The following is a 17,629-nucleotide window of genomic DNA, read 5'->3' as shown; positions in this document are numbered from 1 at the left end:
TGACTCCATCTGGTCGTAATGACTATAAACGCTGCCGTGTCTTTATGACTATGTTGTTTTCAACTTACTGAAAAACAAGCATAAATTTTCTGGCATGGAATGTGATAAGCAAGATATCAGTTATCTATGTCACGTGAGGGGTTTACCCATGCTGAGTCAAGAACAGCGCGCCATCATTCGTTCCACCGTTCCGTTGCTCGAGAGCGGCGGGGAAGCGCTCATCACTCATTTCTACCGCATGATGTTGTCCGAATATCCACAAGTGCGCCCACTGTTCAATCAGGCTCACCAAGCCAGCGGCGACCAGCCTCGGGCGCTGGCCAATGGCGTGCTGATGTACGCCCGGCATATCGATCAGCTCGACCAACTGGGCGACCTGGTGGCGAAAATCGTCAATAAGCATGTCGCCTTGCAGATTCAACCCGAGCATTACCCGATTGTCGGCGCCTGCCTGCTGCGGGCGATTGCCGAGGTGCTGGGCGAAGAAATCGCCACGCCTGAAGTGATTTCGGCATGGGGCGCCGCCTATAACCAATTGGCCGATATCCTGATCGGTTCCGAAGCTGGCCTGTATGACCAGAAGGCCGCGGCACCGGGTGGCTGGCGCGGTGAGCGGGCGTTTATCCTGGTCGACAAGGTACAGGAGAGCGCGGAAATCACTTCGTTCTACTTCGAGCCGGCAGACAAGGGGCCCATCCTGCAAGCGGAGCCAGGCCAGTACATCGGCATGAAGCTGCTCCTGGATGGCGAGGAAGTACGCCGCAACTATTCCTTGTCGGCGCTTGCTGACAATGGTCGGTACCGCATCAGCGTCAAGCGCGAGGCGGGTGGCCGGGTGTCCAACTACCTGCACGACCATTTCCCGATCGGCAGCGGCATCCAGCTGTTTCCGCCGTCCGGAGACTTCTACCTCACCGACAGCGACAAGCCTTTGGTGCTGATCAGCGGGGGCGTTGGCATCACTCCGACCCTGGCGATGTTGCAGGCGGCATTGCAAACCGAACGCCCGGTGCATTTCATCCACTGCGCGCGCAACGGCCGTGTACATGCCTTCCGCGACTGGATCGACGACCTGGCCGGGCGGCATCCGCAACTCAAGCGCTTCTATTGCTACGACGAGCATGACGGCACGAGCCCTGCGGCTGACAAGGTGGGGCTGTTGAGCCAGGATCAACTGGCGCAATGGCTGCCGGAACAGCGTGACCTGGACGTCTATTTCCTTGGACCGAAAGGTTTCATGGCGGCGATCAAGCGCCATCTCAAGGCCTTGGGCGTGCCGGCGGAGCAAAGCCGCTACGAGTTCTTCGGGCCGGCGGCGGCTTTGGAATAGCCTTTATCGCGAGCAAGCTCGCTCCCACAGGGAATTGTGGCGCGCACAAAACTGTGTCGCTGCGATGAACATTGTGGGAGCGAGCCTGCTCGCGATAGCGGTAGCTCTGCCGACGCGCCATTGGAATTAATCCGCGCTTAACCCCCTTCCTGTTTATTCCCTCGATGCTGCCGGCTGCCGCTCGTTCACTATCTGCGTGTAGACTTCGGCCATCCGACAACGCGCCGAGCACAGTCATGCGGCGCGTCGATCCATGCAGATGAAGGGAAACGCAATGAGTGAACAAATAATGCGCCTGGGCCGTGAGCGGCGCTACCTGGTGTTGCTGGGGGTGATCTGCCTCGCACTGATCGGCGGCGCGCTGTATATGCAGGTCGTGCTGGGTGAGGCGCCATGCCCACTGTGCATCCTGCAACGCTATGCGTTGTTGCTGATCGCCCTCTTTGCCTTCATCGGTGCGGCCATGCGCACCCGCCGCAGCCTGACGATTTTCGAAGGGTTGGTCGTGCTGTGTGCGTTGGCCGGCGCGGGCGTGGCGGGGCATCACGTCTACACGCAGTTCTTTCCGGCGGTCAGTTGTGGCGTCGACGTCTTGCAGCCGATTGTCGATGACCTGCCACTGGCGAAGATCTTCCCGCTGGGTTTTCAGGTTGATGGTTTCTGCTCCACGCCGTATCCCCCTGTCCTGGGATTGTCGCTGGCGCAGTGGGCGTTGGTGGCATTCGTGTTGACCGCCGTGCTGGTGCCCTTGTTGGTGTCCCGTAATCGCAAAGCCCTACGCTAGAGTCGATCTGCACAGACGCCCCGGTTTTTTCACCAAGACCCGGGGCGTTTTTTATTTCGGCGCCGTTTGGGACCCGCCTTGATCCGAAGCAGGAATGCCCTGCGACGATGTGCGACACGTTGTCACACATCGTGCCTCTGCGTTCCTTTCAAGCGGTGAATTGACGCTGCAACCTGTAATAAAAAAACGGCCTGATATCCTCCCCGACCGCAATATTGTCATCTTCCATGCAGGCATTTTTAACAGCGAAGCGCCGTGACGCCTAGGCCCCGTAAAACGGGCGCTGACGGGTCATGCAAGCCCGGCGAAAACGTACGCAGCTGTCTAAATCGGGCGTAGTAGCCTTACGTTTTTTGGGGTTCTTGTTGAGAATGTATTTCGATAACATGCTGGCCCGTTGCAATATCGGCGATAGATTGTTGCCGGATCGGATAAAAATTATTTCGGGTTAAGACATGGTCTCCAACGCCGCAGCTCACTACAATCGCCCGCACCGATTTTCCGACCCGGCTCAGGCTTGAGCACGAGAGTGGTCGAAGGGCGCCAGCGCCCCATGCGACCCCAGGTGTCGGTGCCTCCAACTACCCGCACCAAATGGAATTGGGCTTGAGAACTAGGCCTTTGACCAACGAATAAGAACTCACTGCTGGCCCGGGATGTGTCGAACAGCCGCTGACGTTCGACGGGCAGCCCTTATTCAATCCAAGAAAATGCCAACCCTTGGCAGGGTGAAGTGTTGGCGATCAAAACCCAACTGCATTGCGCAAGCTGCTTTAGAGGTCGTGAGATGAGTAAAAACAGGTACCCCCGATTACTAGGCTTGTTGCCGCTGCTCGGCACGTTGCTGCTGGGAGGCTGCAACATGACCCTGCTCGATCCCAAGGGCCAGGTCGGCCTGGATGAACGAAACCTGATCATCACCGCCACGCTGCTGATGTTGCTGGTCGTTGTGCCGGTTATCGTCATGACGTTCTTGTTCGCCTGGAAATACCGCGCGTCCAACACCAGTGCCACCTACACCCCGAAATGGTCCCACTCGACCAAGATCGAAGTCGCGGTGTGGACCATTCCGGTATTGATCATCATTGCCCTGGGTTACATCACCTACAAGTCGACCCACGCACTGGACCCGTACCGTCCGCTGGATTCCGACGTCAAGCCAATCACCATTGAAGTGGTCTCGATGGACTGGAAGTGGCTGTTCATCTATCCGGAACAAGGTATCGCCACGGTCAACAAGATCGTGTTCCCGGCCCACACGCCGATCAACTTCAAGGTCACCTCCGACACCGTGATGAACTCGTTCTTCATCCCGGGCCTGGGCGGCCAGATCTACGCGATGGCGGGCATGCAGACCAAGCTGCACCTGATCGCCAACCAGAACACCGAACTTGAAGGTATCTCCGCCAACTACAGCGGCGCGGGTTTCACCGGCATGAAGTTCAAGGCGACCGCCACCACCCAGGAAGAATTCGACGCCTGGGTAAACGAAGTGAAGAAGGCACCTAAACAGCTTGAAAAAGCTGAATACGAAGCCCTTTCCAAGCCGAGCCAGAACAACCCAGTCGAACTCTACTCGTCGGTCACGCCGAACCTGTTCCAGACCATCATCGATAAGTATGAAGGGATGAATCCGGGCAAGCCGATGCATCACGAGAAGAAAGAGAAGGAAGTGGCCCACAACATGGAAGGGATGGACATGAGCTCGCATTCAGCTGCCGGGGCAGAGGAGTAAACGATGTTTGGTAAATTAAGTTGGGAAGCGATCCCGTTCCACGAGCCGATTGTCATGGTGACCCTCGCCATCATCGGGCTCGGTGGCCTGGCGCTGTTTGCGGGTATTACTTATTTCAAGAAGTGGACGTACCTGTGGACTGAATGGTTGACCTCGGTCGACCACAAGAAGATCGGCGTGATGTACATCATCGTCGCCATGGTCATGTTGCTGCGCGGTTTTGCCGACGCGATCATGATGCGTACCCAGTTGGCCATGGCCACCGAGGGCTCGCCCGGCTACCTGCCGCCTGAACACTATGACCAGATCTTCACCGCCCACGGTGTGATCATGATCATTTTCATGGCGATGCCATTCTTCACCGGCCTGATGAACCTCGCAGTGCCGCTGCAGATCGGCGCCCGTGACGTTGCCTATCCGTTCCTGAACTCCTTGAGCTTCTGGCTGCTGGTTTCCGGCGTCGTGCTGATCAACGTTTCCCTGGGTGTCGGCGAATTCGCCAAGACCGGTTGGGTTGCCTATCCGCCGTTGTCGGGGCTGCAATACAGTCCGGGCGTGGGGGTGGACTACTACATCTGGGCGCTACAGCTATCCGGGTTGGGGACAACGCTGACAGGGGTCAACTTCCTGGCCACCGTGCTGAAGATGCGTACCCCTGGCATGAAGCTGATGGACATGCCGATCTTCACCTGGACCTGCACCTGGGCCAACGTGCTGATCGTCGCTTCGTTCCCGATCCTCACCGCTACACTGGCTCTGCTGACGCTTGACCGCTACATGGATTTCCACATTTTCACCAATGAACTGGGTGGAAATCCGATGATGTACGTCAACCTGTTCTGGGCTTGGGGTCACCCTGAGGTGTACATCCTGATCCTGCCGGCGTTCGGTATCTTCTCCGAAGTCATCTCGACCTTCTCCGGCAAGAAACTGTTTGGCCACCACTCGATGATCTACGCTTCGGGCGCGATCTCGGTACTGGGCTTCATGGTCTGGCTGCACCACTTCTTCACCATGGGTTCGGGTGCAAGCGTCAACGCCTTCTTCGGCCTGGCGACCATGCTGATCTCGATCCCGACGGGTGTGAAGCTGTTCAACTGGCTGTTCACCATCTACCAGGGCCGCCTGCGTTTCACCAGCCATGTGCTGTGGACTCTGGGCTTCATGGTGACCTTCGCCATCGGCGGTATGACCGGCGTACTGCTGGCCATTCCGGGTGCTGACTTTGTGCTGCACAACAGCCTGTTCGTGATCGCGCACTTCCATAACGTGATCATCGGCGGCGCCGTGTTCGGCTACATCGCGGGCTTTGCGTTCTATTTCCCGAAAGCGTTCGGCTTCAAGCTGCACGAAGGCTGGGGCAAGGCAGCGTTCTGGTTCTGGATCTCGGGCTTCTTCGTCGCGTTCATGCCGCTCTATGCATTGGGCTTCATGGGCATGACCCGTCGCCTGAACGCCACTACCAACCCTGAGTGGGTGCCGTACCTGTACGTCGCCATGTTCGGCGCGGTGATGATTGCCGTGGGTATCGCCTGCCAGCTGATCCAGTTGTACGTCAGCGTGCGTGACCGCAAGAAGCCGGAAAACATGTGCGAACACGGTGACCCGTGGAATGCCCATACCCTGGAATGGTCGACTTCTTCGCCACCGCCGTTCTACAACTTTGCCGTGCTGCCGAAAGCGGACGTCATCGACCCGTTCACCGAAGCCAAGGAAAACGGCACCGCGTACCAGGCTCCGGCCAAGTACTCGCCGATCCACATGCCCAACAACACCGCCACCGGTGTGGTCATGGGCGGGCTGTTGACCGTGTTCGGTTTCGCGATGATCTGGCACATCTGGTGGCTGGCCATCGCCAGCCTGGTCGGCACCGTGGTGTATTTCGCCATCCATGCCGCCCGTGACGATCAGGGCTACATGGTGCCGGTGGATGTCATCGAACGCATCGAAGCCGAGCAGCACAAGCGTCTGGTCGCGGCCGGGAAAGTCCCTGCCACCGCCACCCGTGTTGAAACCTCGTTGGAACAGGCTTAAACCATGTCGAACTTAGTGACCAATGTTGGACACGCCCATGGTCATGACCATGGGCACGATGACCATCACCACGACTCGGGCGAGATGACCGTATTCGGTTTCTGGCTCTACCTGATGACCGACTGCATTCTGTTTGCGTCGATCTTCGCGGTGTACGCGGTGCTGGTTAACAACGTCGCCGGTGGCCCGTCGGGCCACGACATCTTCGAACTGCCTTATGTACTGGGCGAAACCGCGCTGCTGCTGTTCAGTTCGATCACCTACGGCTTCGCCATGCTGGCGTTGTACAAGGGCAAGAAAACCCAGGTCCTGGGCTGGTTGGCGATGACCTTCCTGCTGGGCGCCGGCTTTATCGCCATGGAGATCAATGAGTTCCATATCCTGATCGCCGAAGGCTACGGCCCGAGCCGCAGCGGTTTCCTGTCCGGGTTCTTCACCCTGGTCGGCACCCACGGTCTGCACGTGACCAGCGGTCTGATCTGGATGGCGATCATGATGTACCAAGTCCAGAAAAACGGCCTGACCGCCACCAACAAGACGCGCCTGAGCTGCCTGAGCCTGTTCTGGCACTTCCTGGACGTGGTGTGGATCTGCGTATTCACCGTTGTTTATCTGATGGGGACCCTGTAAATGGCTAACGCTCATTCCCATGATGGCCACGACGCCGGCCACGGCAGCGTCAAGTCCTACGCCATCGGTTTCATCCTGTCGGTGATCCTGACCGTCATTCCGTTCGGCCTGGTGATGTACCCATCGCTGCCCAAGAGCCTGACGCTTTGGATCATTCTGATCTTCGCCGTGGTCCAAGTATTGGTCCACCTGGTGTACTTCCTGCACCTGGACCGTTCGGCCGCCCAGCGTAACAACGTGATTGCGTTTGTCTTCGCTGCGCTGGTGATCGTACTGCTGGTCGGCTTGTCGCTGTGGATCATGTTCAGCATCCACACCAACATGATGGCGCACTGAGGAAAGTCCGGATGTCACTGAAGCACTTTATCCAAATCACCAAGCCGGGGATCATTTTCGGTAACGTGCTTTCTGTGGCGGGCGGGTTTTTCCTGGCCTCGAAGGGGCATGTCGATCTGGCCATCTTCCTGGCGGCGATGATCGGCACTTCCCTGGTGGTGGCGTCCGGTTGCGTGTTCAACAACTGCATCGACCGTGATATCGACATCAAGATGGAACGCACCAAGAACCGGGCGCTGGTCCAAGGCCTGATTCCGGTGCAACTGGCTCTGGCGTTTGCCACGGTGCTGGGTGTGGCCGGCGTGGCGCTGCTGTACTGGGTCGCCAACCCGCTGGCGGCGTTGTTCGCGGTGATCGGCTTTGTCATCTACGTCGGCCTCTACAGCCTGTACCTCAAGCGCAAGTCGGTTCACGGCACGCTGGTGGGCAGTCTGTCGGGGGCGATGCCGCCGGTGATCGGTTATGTCGCGGTCAGCAACAGCTTCGACATGGCGGCGGTGACGCTGCTGGTGATGTTCAGCCTGTGGCAGATGCCGCATTCCTATGCCATCGCGATCTTCCGCTTCAATGATTACCTGGCGGCCTCGATCCCGGTATTGCCGGTCAAGCGCGGTATCCAGGTAGCCAAGAAACACATCCTGCTCTACATCCTGGCCTTCCTCGTGGCGACCTTGATGCTGACCTTCAGCGGCTACGCCGGCATGAGCTACCTCGCCGTCGCCGCTGCCATGGGCATGTACTGGCTGTACATGGCCTGGACCGGCTACAAGGCGGTGGATGACACGGTCTGGGCACGCAAGCTGTTCGTGTTCTCGATCTTCACCATCACTGCCCTGAGCGTGATGATGTCCCTGGATTTCAAGGTGCCGAGTGAGTTGTTGCTGACTTACGCGCCTTAAGCGACAGAGGCAGTAAAAAAGCCCCGCCTTCGAGAGAAGTGCGGGGCTTTTTCTTGGGTGTTACTTGGGACTTCTGTGGGAGCGAGCCTGCTCGCGAATGCGCCCGTTCAGCCACATCACCTCAAATGATCCACCGCATTCGCGAGCAGGCTCGCTCCCACAAGGGACTCGACTCGACGCGGGCTTATTTTATTGCTGGGCGATGCTGTAGCCGTCGAACGCTTTCTGCTGTTGCAGGGCAGTGACGATGCTTTTACGTGTAACTGGTTGTTCGGTGCCGTCATTGTCCAGGAAGGTCTCGCTTTCCAGTTCGGCTTCGTCGCCTTCACCAACAAAGTTGAAACCCAGGAACTCGAAGGCCTCGCGGTCGACGTTCGGCTTGGAGCGCGGGGTGCGCAGGGGCAGGGTGACGCTGATGCCGTCCTTGCTGATGACGAACACCTCGGCTTCCTTCTTGGGCCGCGAGGCCTTGCCTTTGCTACCGCTTGGGTTGCTGATCGCCTGGTGGGTCTGGTTCAGCACTTTCAAGGCCAGGCCGTAGACCAGTTCCTGGAAATCCGCATCATCCTTGTAGCTGGAGAGAATGCGGCTGATGGGGAAGCGGCTGCTCAGGTCTTCCAAAGCAGCAAAATCCGCAGCTTCGGCGTCCTTGAGTTGCTTGAGCTGGCCCATCAGTTCGTAGGCCTTGTCGTCATCGAACGCGTCGTGAGCCTGGCGGATGGCGGTGCGCAGTTCGCGGATCTGGTCGCTTTCGCGGTTCGACTGGAACGCATCCAGGACCATCTCGCTGATGGTCTTGGCCTGGGGCAGATGCTGTGAAAGATTGATGGAGTTTTCGTATTCCGCTTTGGACGACAGGGTGATTACGGATTCAGCGGTATTGGAATCGGACATTGAAATTTCACTACTTCTGTTAGCGGGATATGGCGAGAAAGGGGTTGAGCTTTTTTCCGGCCGCCTAATCTATTGGACGCGGGCGGTGTTGTCACGGTCGGACCGGTCGCCGGTACGCATTTCATCCGCGCAACAGCGCCATCAACCGCAACGCGTCCGGGGTCGCTGCGCCGCTGGCCGTGTTATCGAATATGCACCAGGTCGGTGTGTCCGGGGCGGCTTTCAAGGCTTGGGCGATTTGCTTGAGCCGGACATCATCGTAAGGGGTGTAATAAATCTTCGGCGAGCCGTGCATACGGTAATAACGAATGCCGGGCCACCCCGCCGGTTGGTCGCCCCCCGGCAGCGGCGAGGGATCGGCGGCCACGCGACCGATTCGCTGGGTCTGCAGCATCGCCATGGCGGGTGGTGCGAGCCAGCTCGGGTGTCGAGGTTCAAGCACCGCATCGCCTTGGTAACGATCACGCAAAACCTTGAAGAAGGTCTCGGCCTGGGCGTCGTCAAAGGCCAGCGAAGGTGGCAGTTGAATCAGCAGGCAGCCGAGTTTTTCCCCCAGTTGCGAGCACTGCCCGAGGAATTCTTCCACAAGCCCCTCGCAATCAACCAAGCGTCGTTCGTGAGTGATCTGCTTTGGCATTTTCACCGAGAAGCGAAATTCTGCGGCCACGCTGTCCGCCCATTTTGCATACGTGGCGGGGCGGTGCGGGCGATAGAACGAACTGTTGATCTCCACGGCTGGAAAGCGTGCGCTGTAGCGCTGCAGATGGGTGCCTTCATCGGGAAAGGACGGCCATTGCGCCCTGGGCAATGACCAGCCCGCGCAGCCCAGGAAAAGGATTGAAGAGCGTGAGAGTCGAGTTGCCAATGTGGGAGGCCTGATTGCGGGGACAAAGCTATGACCGCAACAAACGCCTCATGGATTCATCCTTCGCAAGCAGAGGTCAGTCGCATATCACGTTCTTGCCGGCCATCTTCGAGCGATACAGCGCCTGGTCCGCCCGATCCATCAATACCTCTTGGGTTTCGTCTTCGATCCGCTGCACCACACCAAAACTCATGGTGATCTGGAAATCCCCTACCGGGAGCAGGTCGGACAGGCCGCGGCGTATGGTTTCGGCCATCAAGACCGCATCGGCCAATGATGTATTTGGCAAAATCATGATGAATTCATCGCCACCCCAACGCACCAACAGGTCGCTGTCGCGCTCACAACGCTTGACCGCCTGCACCACTTGCACCAGCGCCGCATCACCGAATGCATGGCCGTATCGATCGTTGATGTCCTTGAAATCGTCGATGTCCATGGCGATCAGCGACAACGGTTCGCGAAAGCGCTGGGCGCGTTCGCAAGCCTGAGGCAGCGTCTGCTCCAGGCGATACCGATTAGCGACCAGGGTCAATGCGTCGGTTTCGGCGAGCCTGCGGTTTTCGTCGAGTTGGATCTGCAATTGATGGTTGACCCGCGACAACTCACGCGTGCGCTCTTCGATGACCGCTTCCAGGGATTTGTTGCGCCGTTCAAGTTGCTCGAACAGACGCTTCTTGTCGTCGATGCTGCGATGGGCGCCGATCATTCGGGCCACGCTGCCGTCGGGGTTGCGAGCGATGACGTAGCCGCGGTCTTCGATCCAGATATACGAGCCGTCATGCGTGCGACAGCGGTATTCGGCTTGGTATTTTGCCGAGCGTTGTTGAAGGTAGTCATCGAACAGTGACATCACCTGGGGGTAATCCTGCGGATGGATCACGCTCTCCCAAGTCAACACGGTGTTGCTCAGCGAATGAGGCGAGTAGCCGAGCATGGTGTACCAACCGGGGTTGCGATAAACGAACCCGGTATTGGCGTTCCAGTCCCAGATGCCATCGCTGACCAGTTCCATGATGGTGTGCAGCACGCTTTCGTCCAGATCGGACAAATCGAACCGCAGCAAATCGATCTTCGAGGCGTCGTCCATCATTGTTCCCTCAATCAGCCCTGATATCAAAATGCTCTCCGAGGGTGAAGAGTAGCCGATGGGCTTAGGGGTCACTAGGGGTGACATGGTGCATCTGAAGTAGCGCCTTAAGGCTACAAATCAAGAAGTAGCCTTTTCAGGCTACTGGTCGGCGATCAACTTTAATGCATTCATGACGAGCAGCCCTGTTCCTATGCTCAAGGTAAAGCTGAGTAGGGTGCCTAATAATACGTATTCGCTGATGGACCGTACTTTGGCATTCTGGATTTCATTGAAGCGAAGGATGCTTTTTGCGGTGAGAAGAAAACCGACGGCCTCCCATTGCTCCAGCAAGACAAATGTCAATATGAGTAATCGCTCCAGATAGCCGATCAATGTCCCTGCGTTGGTCAAGGAGCCTACAGTGTCGATTTCTTTAATCCATGGACTGAGTACTGTGCCAATCAATGCTGAAGCGGGTCGTAGCATCGCGAGATAGGCGAGGCCAACCGTAAGATTTGTCGTGGTCATTAGTTTTGCCAGAGCGCCTTGAACACTCGCAGCACTGCTGTCAGAGAGCAGGCAGATCGTGGCCAGGCTGGCAACTAGAACAGTTTGTCGGGCAAGCAGAGCCCATAGCGGTGATTTGGTAGGGTCATGAATAAAGATGAGGGTAATCAGTTTGGCGGCTGCCATCAACAATCCGGCTTTAGTGGCTAAAGCACCGGTTTGCCCCGCCAGTATCAGCAGCAGGGAAAAAACTGCGAAATAGATACCTAGCATGATCAGGTTGCAGGCGATTTGTCGGGTACGGCTGGCGGAGGTTTTTGATGTGAAATAACCGGATATCCAGAAGTCCAGAAGCACATGCGCGAATAACAGGATTACGAGCAATCTTGACGATTCAATCACTGCCCAGCTCCTTGATCCACCGGCTGGTGCTTGCCAGGTATTTGTCCAGTAAACGCGCTTGGGCGCGCTGCAGAGCTTTGTTGATGGTGACCCGGGACTTGCCTAGGCTGTGGGCGATGGTTTGTTGGTTGGTTTCCTCTATCAGGTGCAGCGCATAGGTCTGGGCTTCGACCACTGTCCATTCCTCCAGTACGGCTGCAACGAACTCTGTTACCAATCCTGCGCGCTCTTGGAATTCCTGGTGATTGCAGAACACGGCCAGCGTATTTTTTTTCATGCTATCGAGCCCTTGGCCGGAAAGGACGAAAGCTTCACCATAGGTTTGCGATTTGCGTGCCGAGCCAATGCCCACGGCGATGCGCGCATCCCAACGCTCGCCTTCGGGGCTGGCCTCGATCAAGGCGGCTCGCAAGGCGATGGCACAGTGGAAAGCTTGTTCGGGCTGGCTCATCAAAAGTTGAAAACCGTCACCTCTAAAAATGTCCGCTTTCGCTTGGTAGCGTTTTTCCTGCTGTCCCAACACCTTTTCCAGGCGTGCGATGTACGCAAGGGTATTCCCTGCGCTCTGCGAGTGAATCAGGTCACCGGTCAATACCGCTTCTGGCTTCATTGATTGAATGTGCTCAGTCGTTAGAATCTAAAAAGTAGCCTTTAAAAGCTACTTCTACAATAGTAGCCTTAAAAGGCAAATTTCTCTATCCGACGGGCCTCGCCCAGTACTCCAGGGCAAACTCGACAAAACTGCGCAGCTTCGGCAAACGGTAGCGATCCTGGGCGTACATCAGGCTCATCGGGCGATGAGGCAGTTGATAGTCCTGGAGCAGCGCCACCAGATGCCCTTCCTGCAGATCCTTTGCCACCAGCGCGTCGGGCAGCATTACCACGCCCATGCCGGCGAGCGCGGCACGGTGCAGGCCCGAAGAGCTATTGATCAGCATCGGGCCGGTCACCGGGATTTTGATTTCGCCTTCCGGGCCGTTGATTGGCCAGTGTTCCTGGGCGAAGCGCCATTCATCGCCGGCGGAATAGGCAAACGACAGGCAATCATGGTGTCGCAAATCGTCGGGCTTGCGCGGTGTGCCTCGCCGAGCAAGGTAAACGGGAGACGCGCAGATGGTCAGGGTGTAGTCCACCAAGGGGCGGGCGATCAGCTTCGGATCGGGGAGCCCCAGTCGGATGGCGACATCGAAGCCATGGTCGAGCAGGTCGAGGCGCTGGTTGGTCAGTACCACATCGAGCTTGACCTGTGGGTAGCGCTGGCTGAACTCGGCCAGTGCTGGCGCCAGACGCTCCGTGCCGAAGGTCAGCGGCGCGGTGATGCGCAAGGTGCCGGTGGGGTCGCCTTGGGTCTGTTCCGCCAGGCGCTCTGAGTCGGCGACCAGCCCGAGCACCTCCAGGCAACGTTGGTAATAGGCTGAGCCGAATTCCGTCAAGCGTTGACGACGAGTCGTACGATTGATCAGGCGCACGCCGAGGCGTTGTTCCAGCGCACGAAGATGATTGCCTACCATGGTGGTGGACATTTCGCACGCCAGGGCTGCCGCTGTCAGGCTGCCCGTCTCCACGACTTTTACGTAAACAGTCATTGCCTGGAACAAGTCCATTATCAAGCTCGGCTTATAAATGATTGAAGTGAAGCAGCGTTTATCCATCGAGGGTGGCTAACCATACTGGAAAAAACCACCCGATGGAGCTAGATGTCATGACCGCCGCTTGCCTGATGAGCACTTACCAACCTCTGGCATTGAGTTTCACCCATGGCCTGGGGACCCGCCTGTGGGACCAGGACGGCCGCGAGTACCTCGATGCGGTGGCGGGTGTGGCGGTGACCAACGTCGGGCACTCCCATCCCCGGCTGGTGGCGGCCATCAGTGAGCAGGCCGGCCTGTTGCTGCACACCTCCAACCTGTACAGCATCGACTGGCAACAACGGTTGGCCGGCAAACTCACGCAGTTGTCGGGAATGGACCGGGCATTTTTCAACAACTCCGGAGCCGAGGCCAACGAAACCGCACTGAAACTGGCGCGTCTGCACGGCTGGCACAAAGGCGTCGAGCAGCCGCTGGTGGTGGTCATGGACAACGCCTTCCATGGGCGCACGCTGGGCACGATGTCCGCCAGCGACGGCCCATCGGTGCGGCTGGGATTCAATCGGTTGCCGGGGGATTTCATCAAGGTGCCGTTTGGCGATCTCGCGGCGTTGGAAAAAATCCAGCAGACCCATGGCGAGCGTATCGTCGCGATTCTGGTGGAGCCGATCCAAGGGGAAAGTGGCGTGCAAGTCGCGCCGCCGGGTTACCTGCGGGCGCTGCGGGACCTGTGCAGCCGGCGCGCCTGGTTGCTGATGCTCGACGAGATCCAGACCGGCATCGGCCGCACCGGCCAATGGTTTGCGTTCCAGCACGAAGGCATCGTGCCGGACGTCATGACTCTTGCCAAAGGCTTGGGCAATGGCGTCCCCATCGGTGCCTGCCTGGCCCGGGGCAAAGCCGCCGAGCTGTTCACGCCCGGCAGTCATGGGAGTACGTTTGGCGGCAATCCCCTGGCCTGCCGTGTGGGTTGCACGGTGCTTGACATCATTGAGGAGCAAGGCCTGGTGGTGAACGCCGGGCGTCAGGGCGCACAGTTGCTCAGCCGGCTGCGGGCTGAGTTGGCGGATAACCCGAACGTGTTGGAGGTCCGAGGCCAAGGGTTGATGATTGGCATCGAACTCAAGCAACCGGTCCGTGACCTGACCCTTCGTGCTGCCCGGGACCATGGCCTGCTGATCAACGTCACCCGGGGCAAGACCATCCGCCTGTTGCCGCCGCTGACGATTGACGGGCGGGAAGTGGAGATGATCGCCAGGGGTGTGAGCCGCAGCCTTGCGCAGGAGTGAATGCTCAAGGTCTGGCGACGGCGGGTGTTGTTCAGTCAGGGCGAAACGCAGCGCAACGGGACGGAATTTTTAACGATTGCCGCGTTCCAACGCCCGCCAGAGTCGATTGCCTACACTTTGGCAACCAGACTGAAAATCCCAGGAGCATCTTCATGTTCACCTCGCGTCGCTTGATCGTTGTCGCTACCGCCGTGGCCCTGTTGTCCGGCTGTGCGTCGCCCAACCCCTATGACAATCAGGGCCAGGCCTCTACCGACTCGTCGGGCATGAGCAAAACCGCCAAGTACGGTGGCCTCGGTGCGCTGGCCGGGGCACTGGCCGGTGCGGCCATCGGTCACGATAACCGGGGCAAGGGTGCGTTGATCGGCGCTGCGGTGGTTGGCGCCTCGGCGGCCGGCTACGGCTACTACGCCGACCAGCAGGAAAAGAAGCTGCGTGCGAGCATGGCCAATACCGGCGTTGAGGTGCAGCGCCAGGGCGACCAGATCAAGCTGATCATGCCGGGCAACATCACCTTCGCCACCGACTCGGCGAACATCGCCTCCAGTTTCTACCAGCCGCTGAACAACCTGGCCAACTCCCTCAAGGAATTCAACCAGAACCAGATCGAAATCGTCGGCTACACCGACAGTACTGGCAGCCGTCAGCACAACATGGACCTGTCCCAGCGCCGCGCCCAGAGCGTGGCGACCTACCTGACGTCCCAGGGCGTGAGCGGTGCCAACCTCTCGGCCCGTGGCGCCGGCCCGGACAACCCGGTGGCGAGCAACAGCGACGTCAACGGCCGTGCGCAGAACCGTCGCGTCGAGGTCAACCTCAAGGCTATTCCGGGGCAGCAGTACCAGGCGCCGGAGCAGCAGGGGCAGACTTACCAGCAGTATCCTTGATCGCTGGGCTGTAAACGAAAGGGGGACCCCGAAAATGGGGTCCCTCTTTTTTTGCGACTGGCGTTTGGGCTTTTGTGGCGAGGGAGCAAGCTCCCTCGCCACGGAGGTGTTCACTTGAGTAATTAGGGGTCAATTCGCCTCTTTCACCGCACTCAAGAACGCACACGTACGCTCCTGCTGCGGGTTTTCGAAAATCTGTGCCGGGGTGCCCTGTTCGTGAATCTGGCCCTTGTAGAAGAAGCACACCCGGTCTGCGAACTCCCGGGCAAAGCCCATCTGGTGAGTCACCATCAGCATCGTCAGGTTGTGTTCGGCGCCGAGTTTGCGGATAACGTTCAAGACTTCGCCGCACAGCTCCGGATCCAGCGCAGAGGTCACTTCGTCAAACAGCATCACCTTGGGCCGCATCGCCAGCGCCCGGGCAATCGCTACCCGCTGTTGCTGGCCGCCAGACAGCTGCGACGGGTAATGGTCTAGCTTGTTGCCCAGGCCCACCAGCTCCAGCAGGTCGGCGGCACGCTCGCGGGCTTCTTTCGGGTTCATGCCCAGCACTTGCACGGGCGCCTCGATGACGTTCTGCAGCGCGGTCATGTGGGGAAACAGGTTGAAGCTCTGGAATACCATGCCGATCTTGCCGCGCACCCGGCGGATGTGTCGGTCGTTCGCGGGCACCAGCACGCCGTTGCGGTTGGGCATGTGAGTCAGCGAATCATCCTCGATGCGGATCTGGCCCTGGTCGATACCCTCCAGGGTCATCAACACCCGCAACAGCGTCGATTTGCCGGAACCACTGGGGCCGATGATCGCGACTTTTTCACCGGGCGCGACATCCAGGTTCAAATGGTCGAGCACTGTGAAGCTGCCGTAGCTTTTGGTCACGTCCTGGAAACTCACAATTGGCCGGGACGGTGTCGGGACGTTCATGGCCGGGGCCTCCTGCTGCGATGCCAGCGTGCTGCGCCGGGACAGATCGGTGGGCGTGGACAGAGGTAAAGTCATTAGCGTAGCTCCATGCGCGTTTCAAGGCGCCGTACCAGATAAGCCAAGGCGAGGCTCAGGGCGAGGAAGAACAGGCCGACCAGGGTGATCGGTTCCAGGTAGCGGAAGTGCTCGGAGCCGATATTCTTGGCCTGCTGCATGATTTCCACCACGGTGATCGCCGACAGCACCGGCGTGTCCTTGAGCATTGCCACCAGGTAGTTGCCCAGCGGCGGCACGATGGGGCGCAATGCCTGGGGCAGGATGATGTTGCGGTACGCGTCGTATGGCGCGATGTTCAATGCTGTCACCGCTTCCCACTGCGCCCGAGGCACCGCGTCGAGGCCGCTGCGATAGACCTCGGCAATGTAGCAGGCGTAGTGCAGGCCGATGCCCACGATGCCAACCTGCATGGCCGTCAGGCTCAGGCCGTAGTTGGGCAGCACGTAGTAGAGGAAGTACACCTGGATCAGCAACGGCGTGCTGCGGATGAATTCGATCACCGCCGTGGCCGGCCACGACAGCCAGAATCGGCGGCTGCGCCGGCCAATCGCAAGGAACAGCCCCAGCACGATTGCAATCACAAAGCCGATCAAGGTGATGCCCACGGTGTTGAGGGAGGCGCGCAGCAGGTCCGGGAGGATTTGCGCGGCGTAAGACCAGTCGAACAGTGTCATGACAGACCTCCACGCATCCGGCCCCGGCTCAGCCGCCGCTCGATGTTGCGCATGCCGAAGTTGATGGCCTGGGCGAGGATGAAATACATCACCAGCGCCAGGCTGAAGATCTCCAGGGTCTGGAACGTTGCCTGATCCAACTGGCGCGCCCGGAAACTCAGGTCCGACAAGGTGATCAGCGATACCAGCGACGTGTTCTTCAGCAACTCGATCAACAAATTGGTGCCGGGTGGAATGGCCGCCAGCAACGCCTGGGGCAGGATGATTCGCTTGAAGCGCGTGAAACCGCTGAAGTTCAGCGCCGTGCAGGCCTCGTATTGGCCCTTGGCGACTGAGCTGATGGCGCCGCGCATCACCTCGGCCCCGTACGCGCCAATGTGCAGGCCCAGGCCGACAATCGCCACGGCGTAGGGGCTCAGCTCGATGTTGAACGGCGGCAGCGGCAGCACGAAGAACAGCCAGAACAATTGCACCAGCAGCGACGTGCCTCGGAACACTTCGATGTAGGTGATGGAAAACCAGCGCAACGCGCGCCACGGCGACAGCCGTCCGAGGGCTGCGAGTACCGCCGCGACAATCGCCAGCAGCGAGCCGAAGAAAGTCACCTGGAGTGTGACCCAGGCCCCTTGAATCAATAACGGAAGTAATTCGCCCATGGTTCAACCCGATGTCCGATGAAGCAGGGAACGGGCATCACGCACCGCGCGTCATGCCCGTTTCG

At 58.8% G+C, this 17,629-nt stretch carries 18 protein-coding genes; 9 read left to right on the top strand and 9 right to left on the bottom strand.

The window, feature by feature from the left end; genetic code table 11:
- Positions 1-148: 148 nt before the first annotated feature.
- From hmpA to cyoE, 7 genes are all read left to right on the top strand, one after another.
- Complete coding sequence (hmpA, locus tag DOCECA_RS17775) at positions 149-1,330, top strand: NO-inducible flavohemoprotein (protein ID WP_434675878.1); 1,182 nt, start codon at positions 149-151, stop codon at positions 1,328-1,330.
- Between the two features lie 274 nt (positions 1,331-1,604).
- A complete protein-coding gene (locus DOCECA_RS17770; protein WP_434648906.1) occupies positions 1,605-2,114 on the top strand; it encodes a disulfide bond formation protein B in 510 nt (169 codons plus the stop codon).
- Positions 2,115-2,901: 787 nt separating this feature from the next.
- A complete protein-coding gene (gene cyoA / locus DOCECA_RS17765; RefSeq protein WP_420765460.1) occupies positions 2,902-3,849 on the top strand; it encodes a ubiquinol oxidase subunit II in 948 nt (315 codons plus the stop codon).
- 3 nt (positions 3,850-3,852) lie between these two features.
- Positions 3,853-5,883 (top strand): cytochrome o ubiquinol oxidase subunit I, encoded by a 2,031-nt coding sequence (cyoB, locus tag DOCECA_RS17760; protein WP_420765459.1) that lies wholly within the window; start codon positions 3,853-3,855, stop codon positions 5,881-5,883.
- Between the two features lie 3 nt (positions 5,884-5,886).
- The gene (locus tag DOCECA_RS17755; protein WP_039591598.1) at positions 5,887-6,513 is read left to right on the top strand and encodes a cytochrome o ubiquinol oxidase subunit III; all 627 of its coding nucleotides are present in this window, start codon (positions 5,887-5,889) and stop codon (positions 6,511-6,513) included.
- Positions 6,514-6,849, top strand: coding sequence for a cytochrome o ubiquinol oxidase subunit IV (cyoD, locus tag DOCECA_RS17750; protein ID WP_039591596.1), 336 nt, complete (start codon positions 6,514-6,516; stop codon positions 6,847-6,849).
- A gap of 11 nt (positions 6,850-6,860) precedes the next feature.
- Entirely contained in the window at positions 6,861-7,748 is an 888-nt protein-coding gene (cyoE, locus tag DOCECA_RS17745; RefSeq protein ID WP_434607686.1) for a heme o synthase, read from the top strand.
- Positions 7,749-7,937: 189 nt separating this feature from the next.
- On the opposite strand, the gene DOCECA_RS17740 is transcribed toward cyoE, so the two are convergent.
- From DOCECA_RS17740 to DOCECA_RS17715, 6 genes are all read right to left on the bottom strand, one after another.
- Positions 7,938-8,642 (bottom strand): hypothetical protein, encoded by a 705-nt coding sequence (locus tag DOCECA_RS17740; protein ID WP_420765457.1) that lies wholly within the window; start codon positions 8,640-8,642, stop codon positions 7,938-7,940.
- A 121-nt stretch (positions 8,643-8,763) separates the two neighbouring features.
- Positions 8,764-9,450 (bottom strand): DUF72 domain-containing protein, encoded by a 687-nt coding sequence (locus DOCECA_RS17735; protein ID WP_420765456.1) that lies wholly within the window; start codon positions 9,448-9,450, stop codon positions 8,764-8,766.
- A gap of 133 nt (positions 9,451-9,583) precedes the next feature.
- Positions 9,584-10,597 carry a sensor domain-containing diguanylate cyclase gene (locus DOCECA_RS17730; protein WP_434564149.1) on the bottom strand — a complete coding sequence of 338 codons (1,014 nt, stop codon included), beginning with the start codon at positions 10,595-10,597 and terminating at the stop codon, positions 9,584-9,586.
- A gap of 141 nt (positions 10,598-10,738) precedes the next feature.
- Positions 10,739-11,488 (bottom strand): hypothetical protein, encoded by a 750-nt coding sequence (locus DOCECA_RS17725; protein ID WP_445570867.1) that lies wholly within the window; start codon positions 11,486-11,488, stop codon positions 10,739-10,741.
- On the bottom strand, positions 11,481-12,098 hold the full coding sequence (locus DOCECA_RS17720) for a hypothetical protein (RefSeq protein WP_420765454.1): 618 nt from the start codon (positions 12,096-12,098) through the stop codon (positions 11,481-11,483). The genes DOCECA_RS17725 and DOCECA_RS17720 overlap by 8 nt, the downstream gene beginning before the upstream one ends.
- Before the next feature lie 85 nt (positions 12,099-12,183).
- Positions 12,184-13,092, bottom strand: coding sequence for a LysR family transcriptional regulator (locus tag DOCECA_RS17715; protein WP_434560553.1), 909 nt, complete (start codon positions 13,090-13,092; stop codon positions 12,184-12,186).
- Positions 13,093-13,190: 98 nt separating this feature from the next.
- Here DOCECA_RS17715 and DOCECA_RS17710 point away from each other — a divergent pair, with 98 nt between their 5' ends.
- Together DOCECA_RS17710 and DOCECA_RS17705 are read left to right on the top strand one after the other, a co-directional pair.
- Entirely contained in the window at positions 13,191-14,366 is a 1,176-nt protein-coding gene (locus DOCECA_RS17710; RefSeq protein WP_434560551.1) for an aspartate aminotransferase family protein, read from the top strand.
- A gap of 152 nt (positions 14,367-14,518) precedes the next feature.
- A complete protein-coding gene (locus DOCECA_RS17705; RefSeq protein ID WP_420765451.1) occupies positions 14,519-15,253 on the top strand; it encodes an OmpA family protein in 735 nt (244 codons plus the stop codon).
- Between the two features lie 129 nt (positions 15,254-15,382).
- On the opposite strand, the gene ehuA is transcribed toward DOCECA_RS17705, so the two are convergent.
- From ehuA to ehuC, 3 genes are read right to left on the bottom strand one after another with little or no spacing between them, the layout of a single operon-like run.
- Positions 15,383-16,252, bottom strand: coding sequence for an ectoine/hydroxyectoine ABC transporter ATP-binding protein EhuA (ehuA, locus tag DOCECA_RS17700; RefSeq protein ID WP_420765450.1), 870 nt, complete (start codon positions 16,250-16,252; stop codon positions 15,383-15,385).
- A complete protein-coding gene (gene ehuD, locus DOCECA_RS17695; RefSeq protein WP_420765449.1) occupies positions 16,252-16,908 on the bottom strand; it encodes an ectoine/hydroxyectoine ABC transporter permease subunit EhuD in 657 nt (218 codons plus the stop codon). The genes ehuA and ehuD overlap by 1 nt, the downstream gene beginning before the upstream one ends.
- Complete coding sequence (ehuC, locus tag DOCECA_RS17690) at positions 16,905-17,564, bottom strand: ectoine/hydroxyectoine ABC transporter permease subunit EhuC (RefSeq protein WP_045156852.1); 660 nt, start codon at positions 17,562-17,564, stop codon at positions 16,905-16,907. The genes ehuD and ehuC overlap by 4 nt, the downstream gene beginning before the upstream one ends.
- Positions 17,565-17,629: the final 65 nt, after the last annotated feature.

It is taken from the genome of Pseudomonas sp. E102 (assembly GCF_052660185.1).
The sequence above is the reverse complement of the archived record's forward strand: the minus strand, read 5'-3'. Positions and strand labels throughout refer to the sequence as shown.

Excerpts from the sequence above, each read along its gene's own strand:
- ehuC (WP_045156852.1), bottom strand. The coding sequence starts at position 17,564 with ATGGGCGAATTACTTCCGTTATTGATTCAAGGGGCCTGGGTCACACTC.
- hmpA (WP_434675878.1), top strand. The coding sequence starts at position 149 with ATGCTGAGTCAAGAACAGCGCGCCATCATTCGTTCCACCGTTCCGTTG.
- DOCECA_RS17715 (WP_434560553.1), bottom strand. The coding sequence starts at position 13,092 with ATGGACTTGTTCCAGGCAATGACTGTTTACGTAAAAGTCGTGGAGACG.
- DOCECA_RS17755 (WP_039591598.1), top strand. The coding sequence starts at position 5,887 with ATGTCGAACTTAGTGACCAATGTTGGACACGCCCATGGTCATGACCAT.
- DOCECA_RS17740 (WP_420765457.1), bottom strand. The coding sequence starts at position 8,642 with ATGTCCGATTCCAATACCGCTGAATCCGTAATCACCCTGTCGTCCAAA.
- cyoA (WP_420765460.1), top strand. The coding sequence starts at position 2,902 with ATGAGTAAAAACAGGTACCCCCGATTACTAGGCTTGTTGCCGCTGCTC.
- DOCECA_RS17730 (WP_434564149.1), bottom strand. The coding sequence starts at position 10,597 with ATGGACGACGCCTCGAAGATCGATTTGCTGCGGTTCGATTTGTCCGAT.
- DOCECA_RS17770 (WP_434648906.1), top strand. The coding sequence starts at position 1,605 with ATGAGTGAACAAATAATGCGCCTGGGCCGTGAGCGGCGCTACCTGGTG.
- cyoD (WP_039591596.1), top strand. The coding sequence starts at position 6,514 with ATGGCTAACGCTCATTCCCATGATGGCCACGACGCCGGCCACGGCAGC.
- DOCECA_RS17720 (WP_420765454.1), bottom strand. The coding sequence starts at position 12,098 with ATGAAGCCAGAAGCGGTATTGACCGGTGACCTGATTCACTCGCAGAGC.
- cyoB (WP_420765459.1), top strand. The coding sequence starts at position 3,853 with ATGTTTGGTAAATTAAGTTGGGAAGCGATCCCGTTCCACGAGCCGATT.
- cyoE (WP_434607686.1), top strand. The coding sequence starts at position 6,861 with ATGTCACTGAAGCACTTTATCCAAATCACCAAGCCGGGGATCATTTTC.
- DOCECA_RS17710 (WP_434560551.1), top strand. The coding sequence starts at position 13,191 with ATGACCGCCGCTTGCCTGATGAGCACTTACCAACCTCTGGCATTGAGT.
- DOCECA_RS17705 (WP_420765451.1), top strand. The coding sequence starts at position 14,519 with ATGTTCACCTCGCGTCGCTTGATCGTTGTCGCTACCGCCGTGGCCCTG.
- ehuD (WP_420765449.1), bottom strand. The coding sequence starts at position 16,908 with ATGACACTGTTCGACTGGTCTTACGCCGCGCAAATCCTCCCGGACCTG.
- ehuA (WP_420765450.1), bottom strand. The coding sequence starts at position 16,252 with ATGACTTTACCTCTGTCCACGCCCACCGATCTGTCCCGGCGCAGCACG.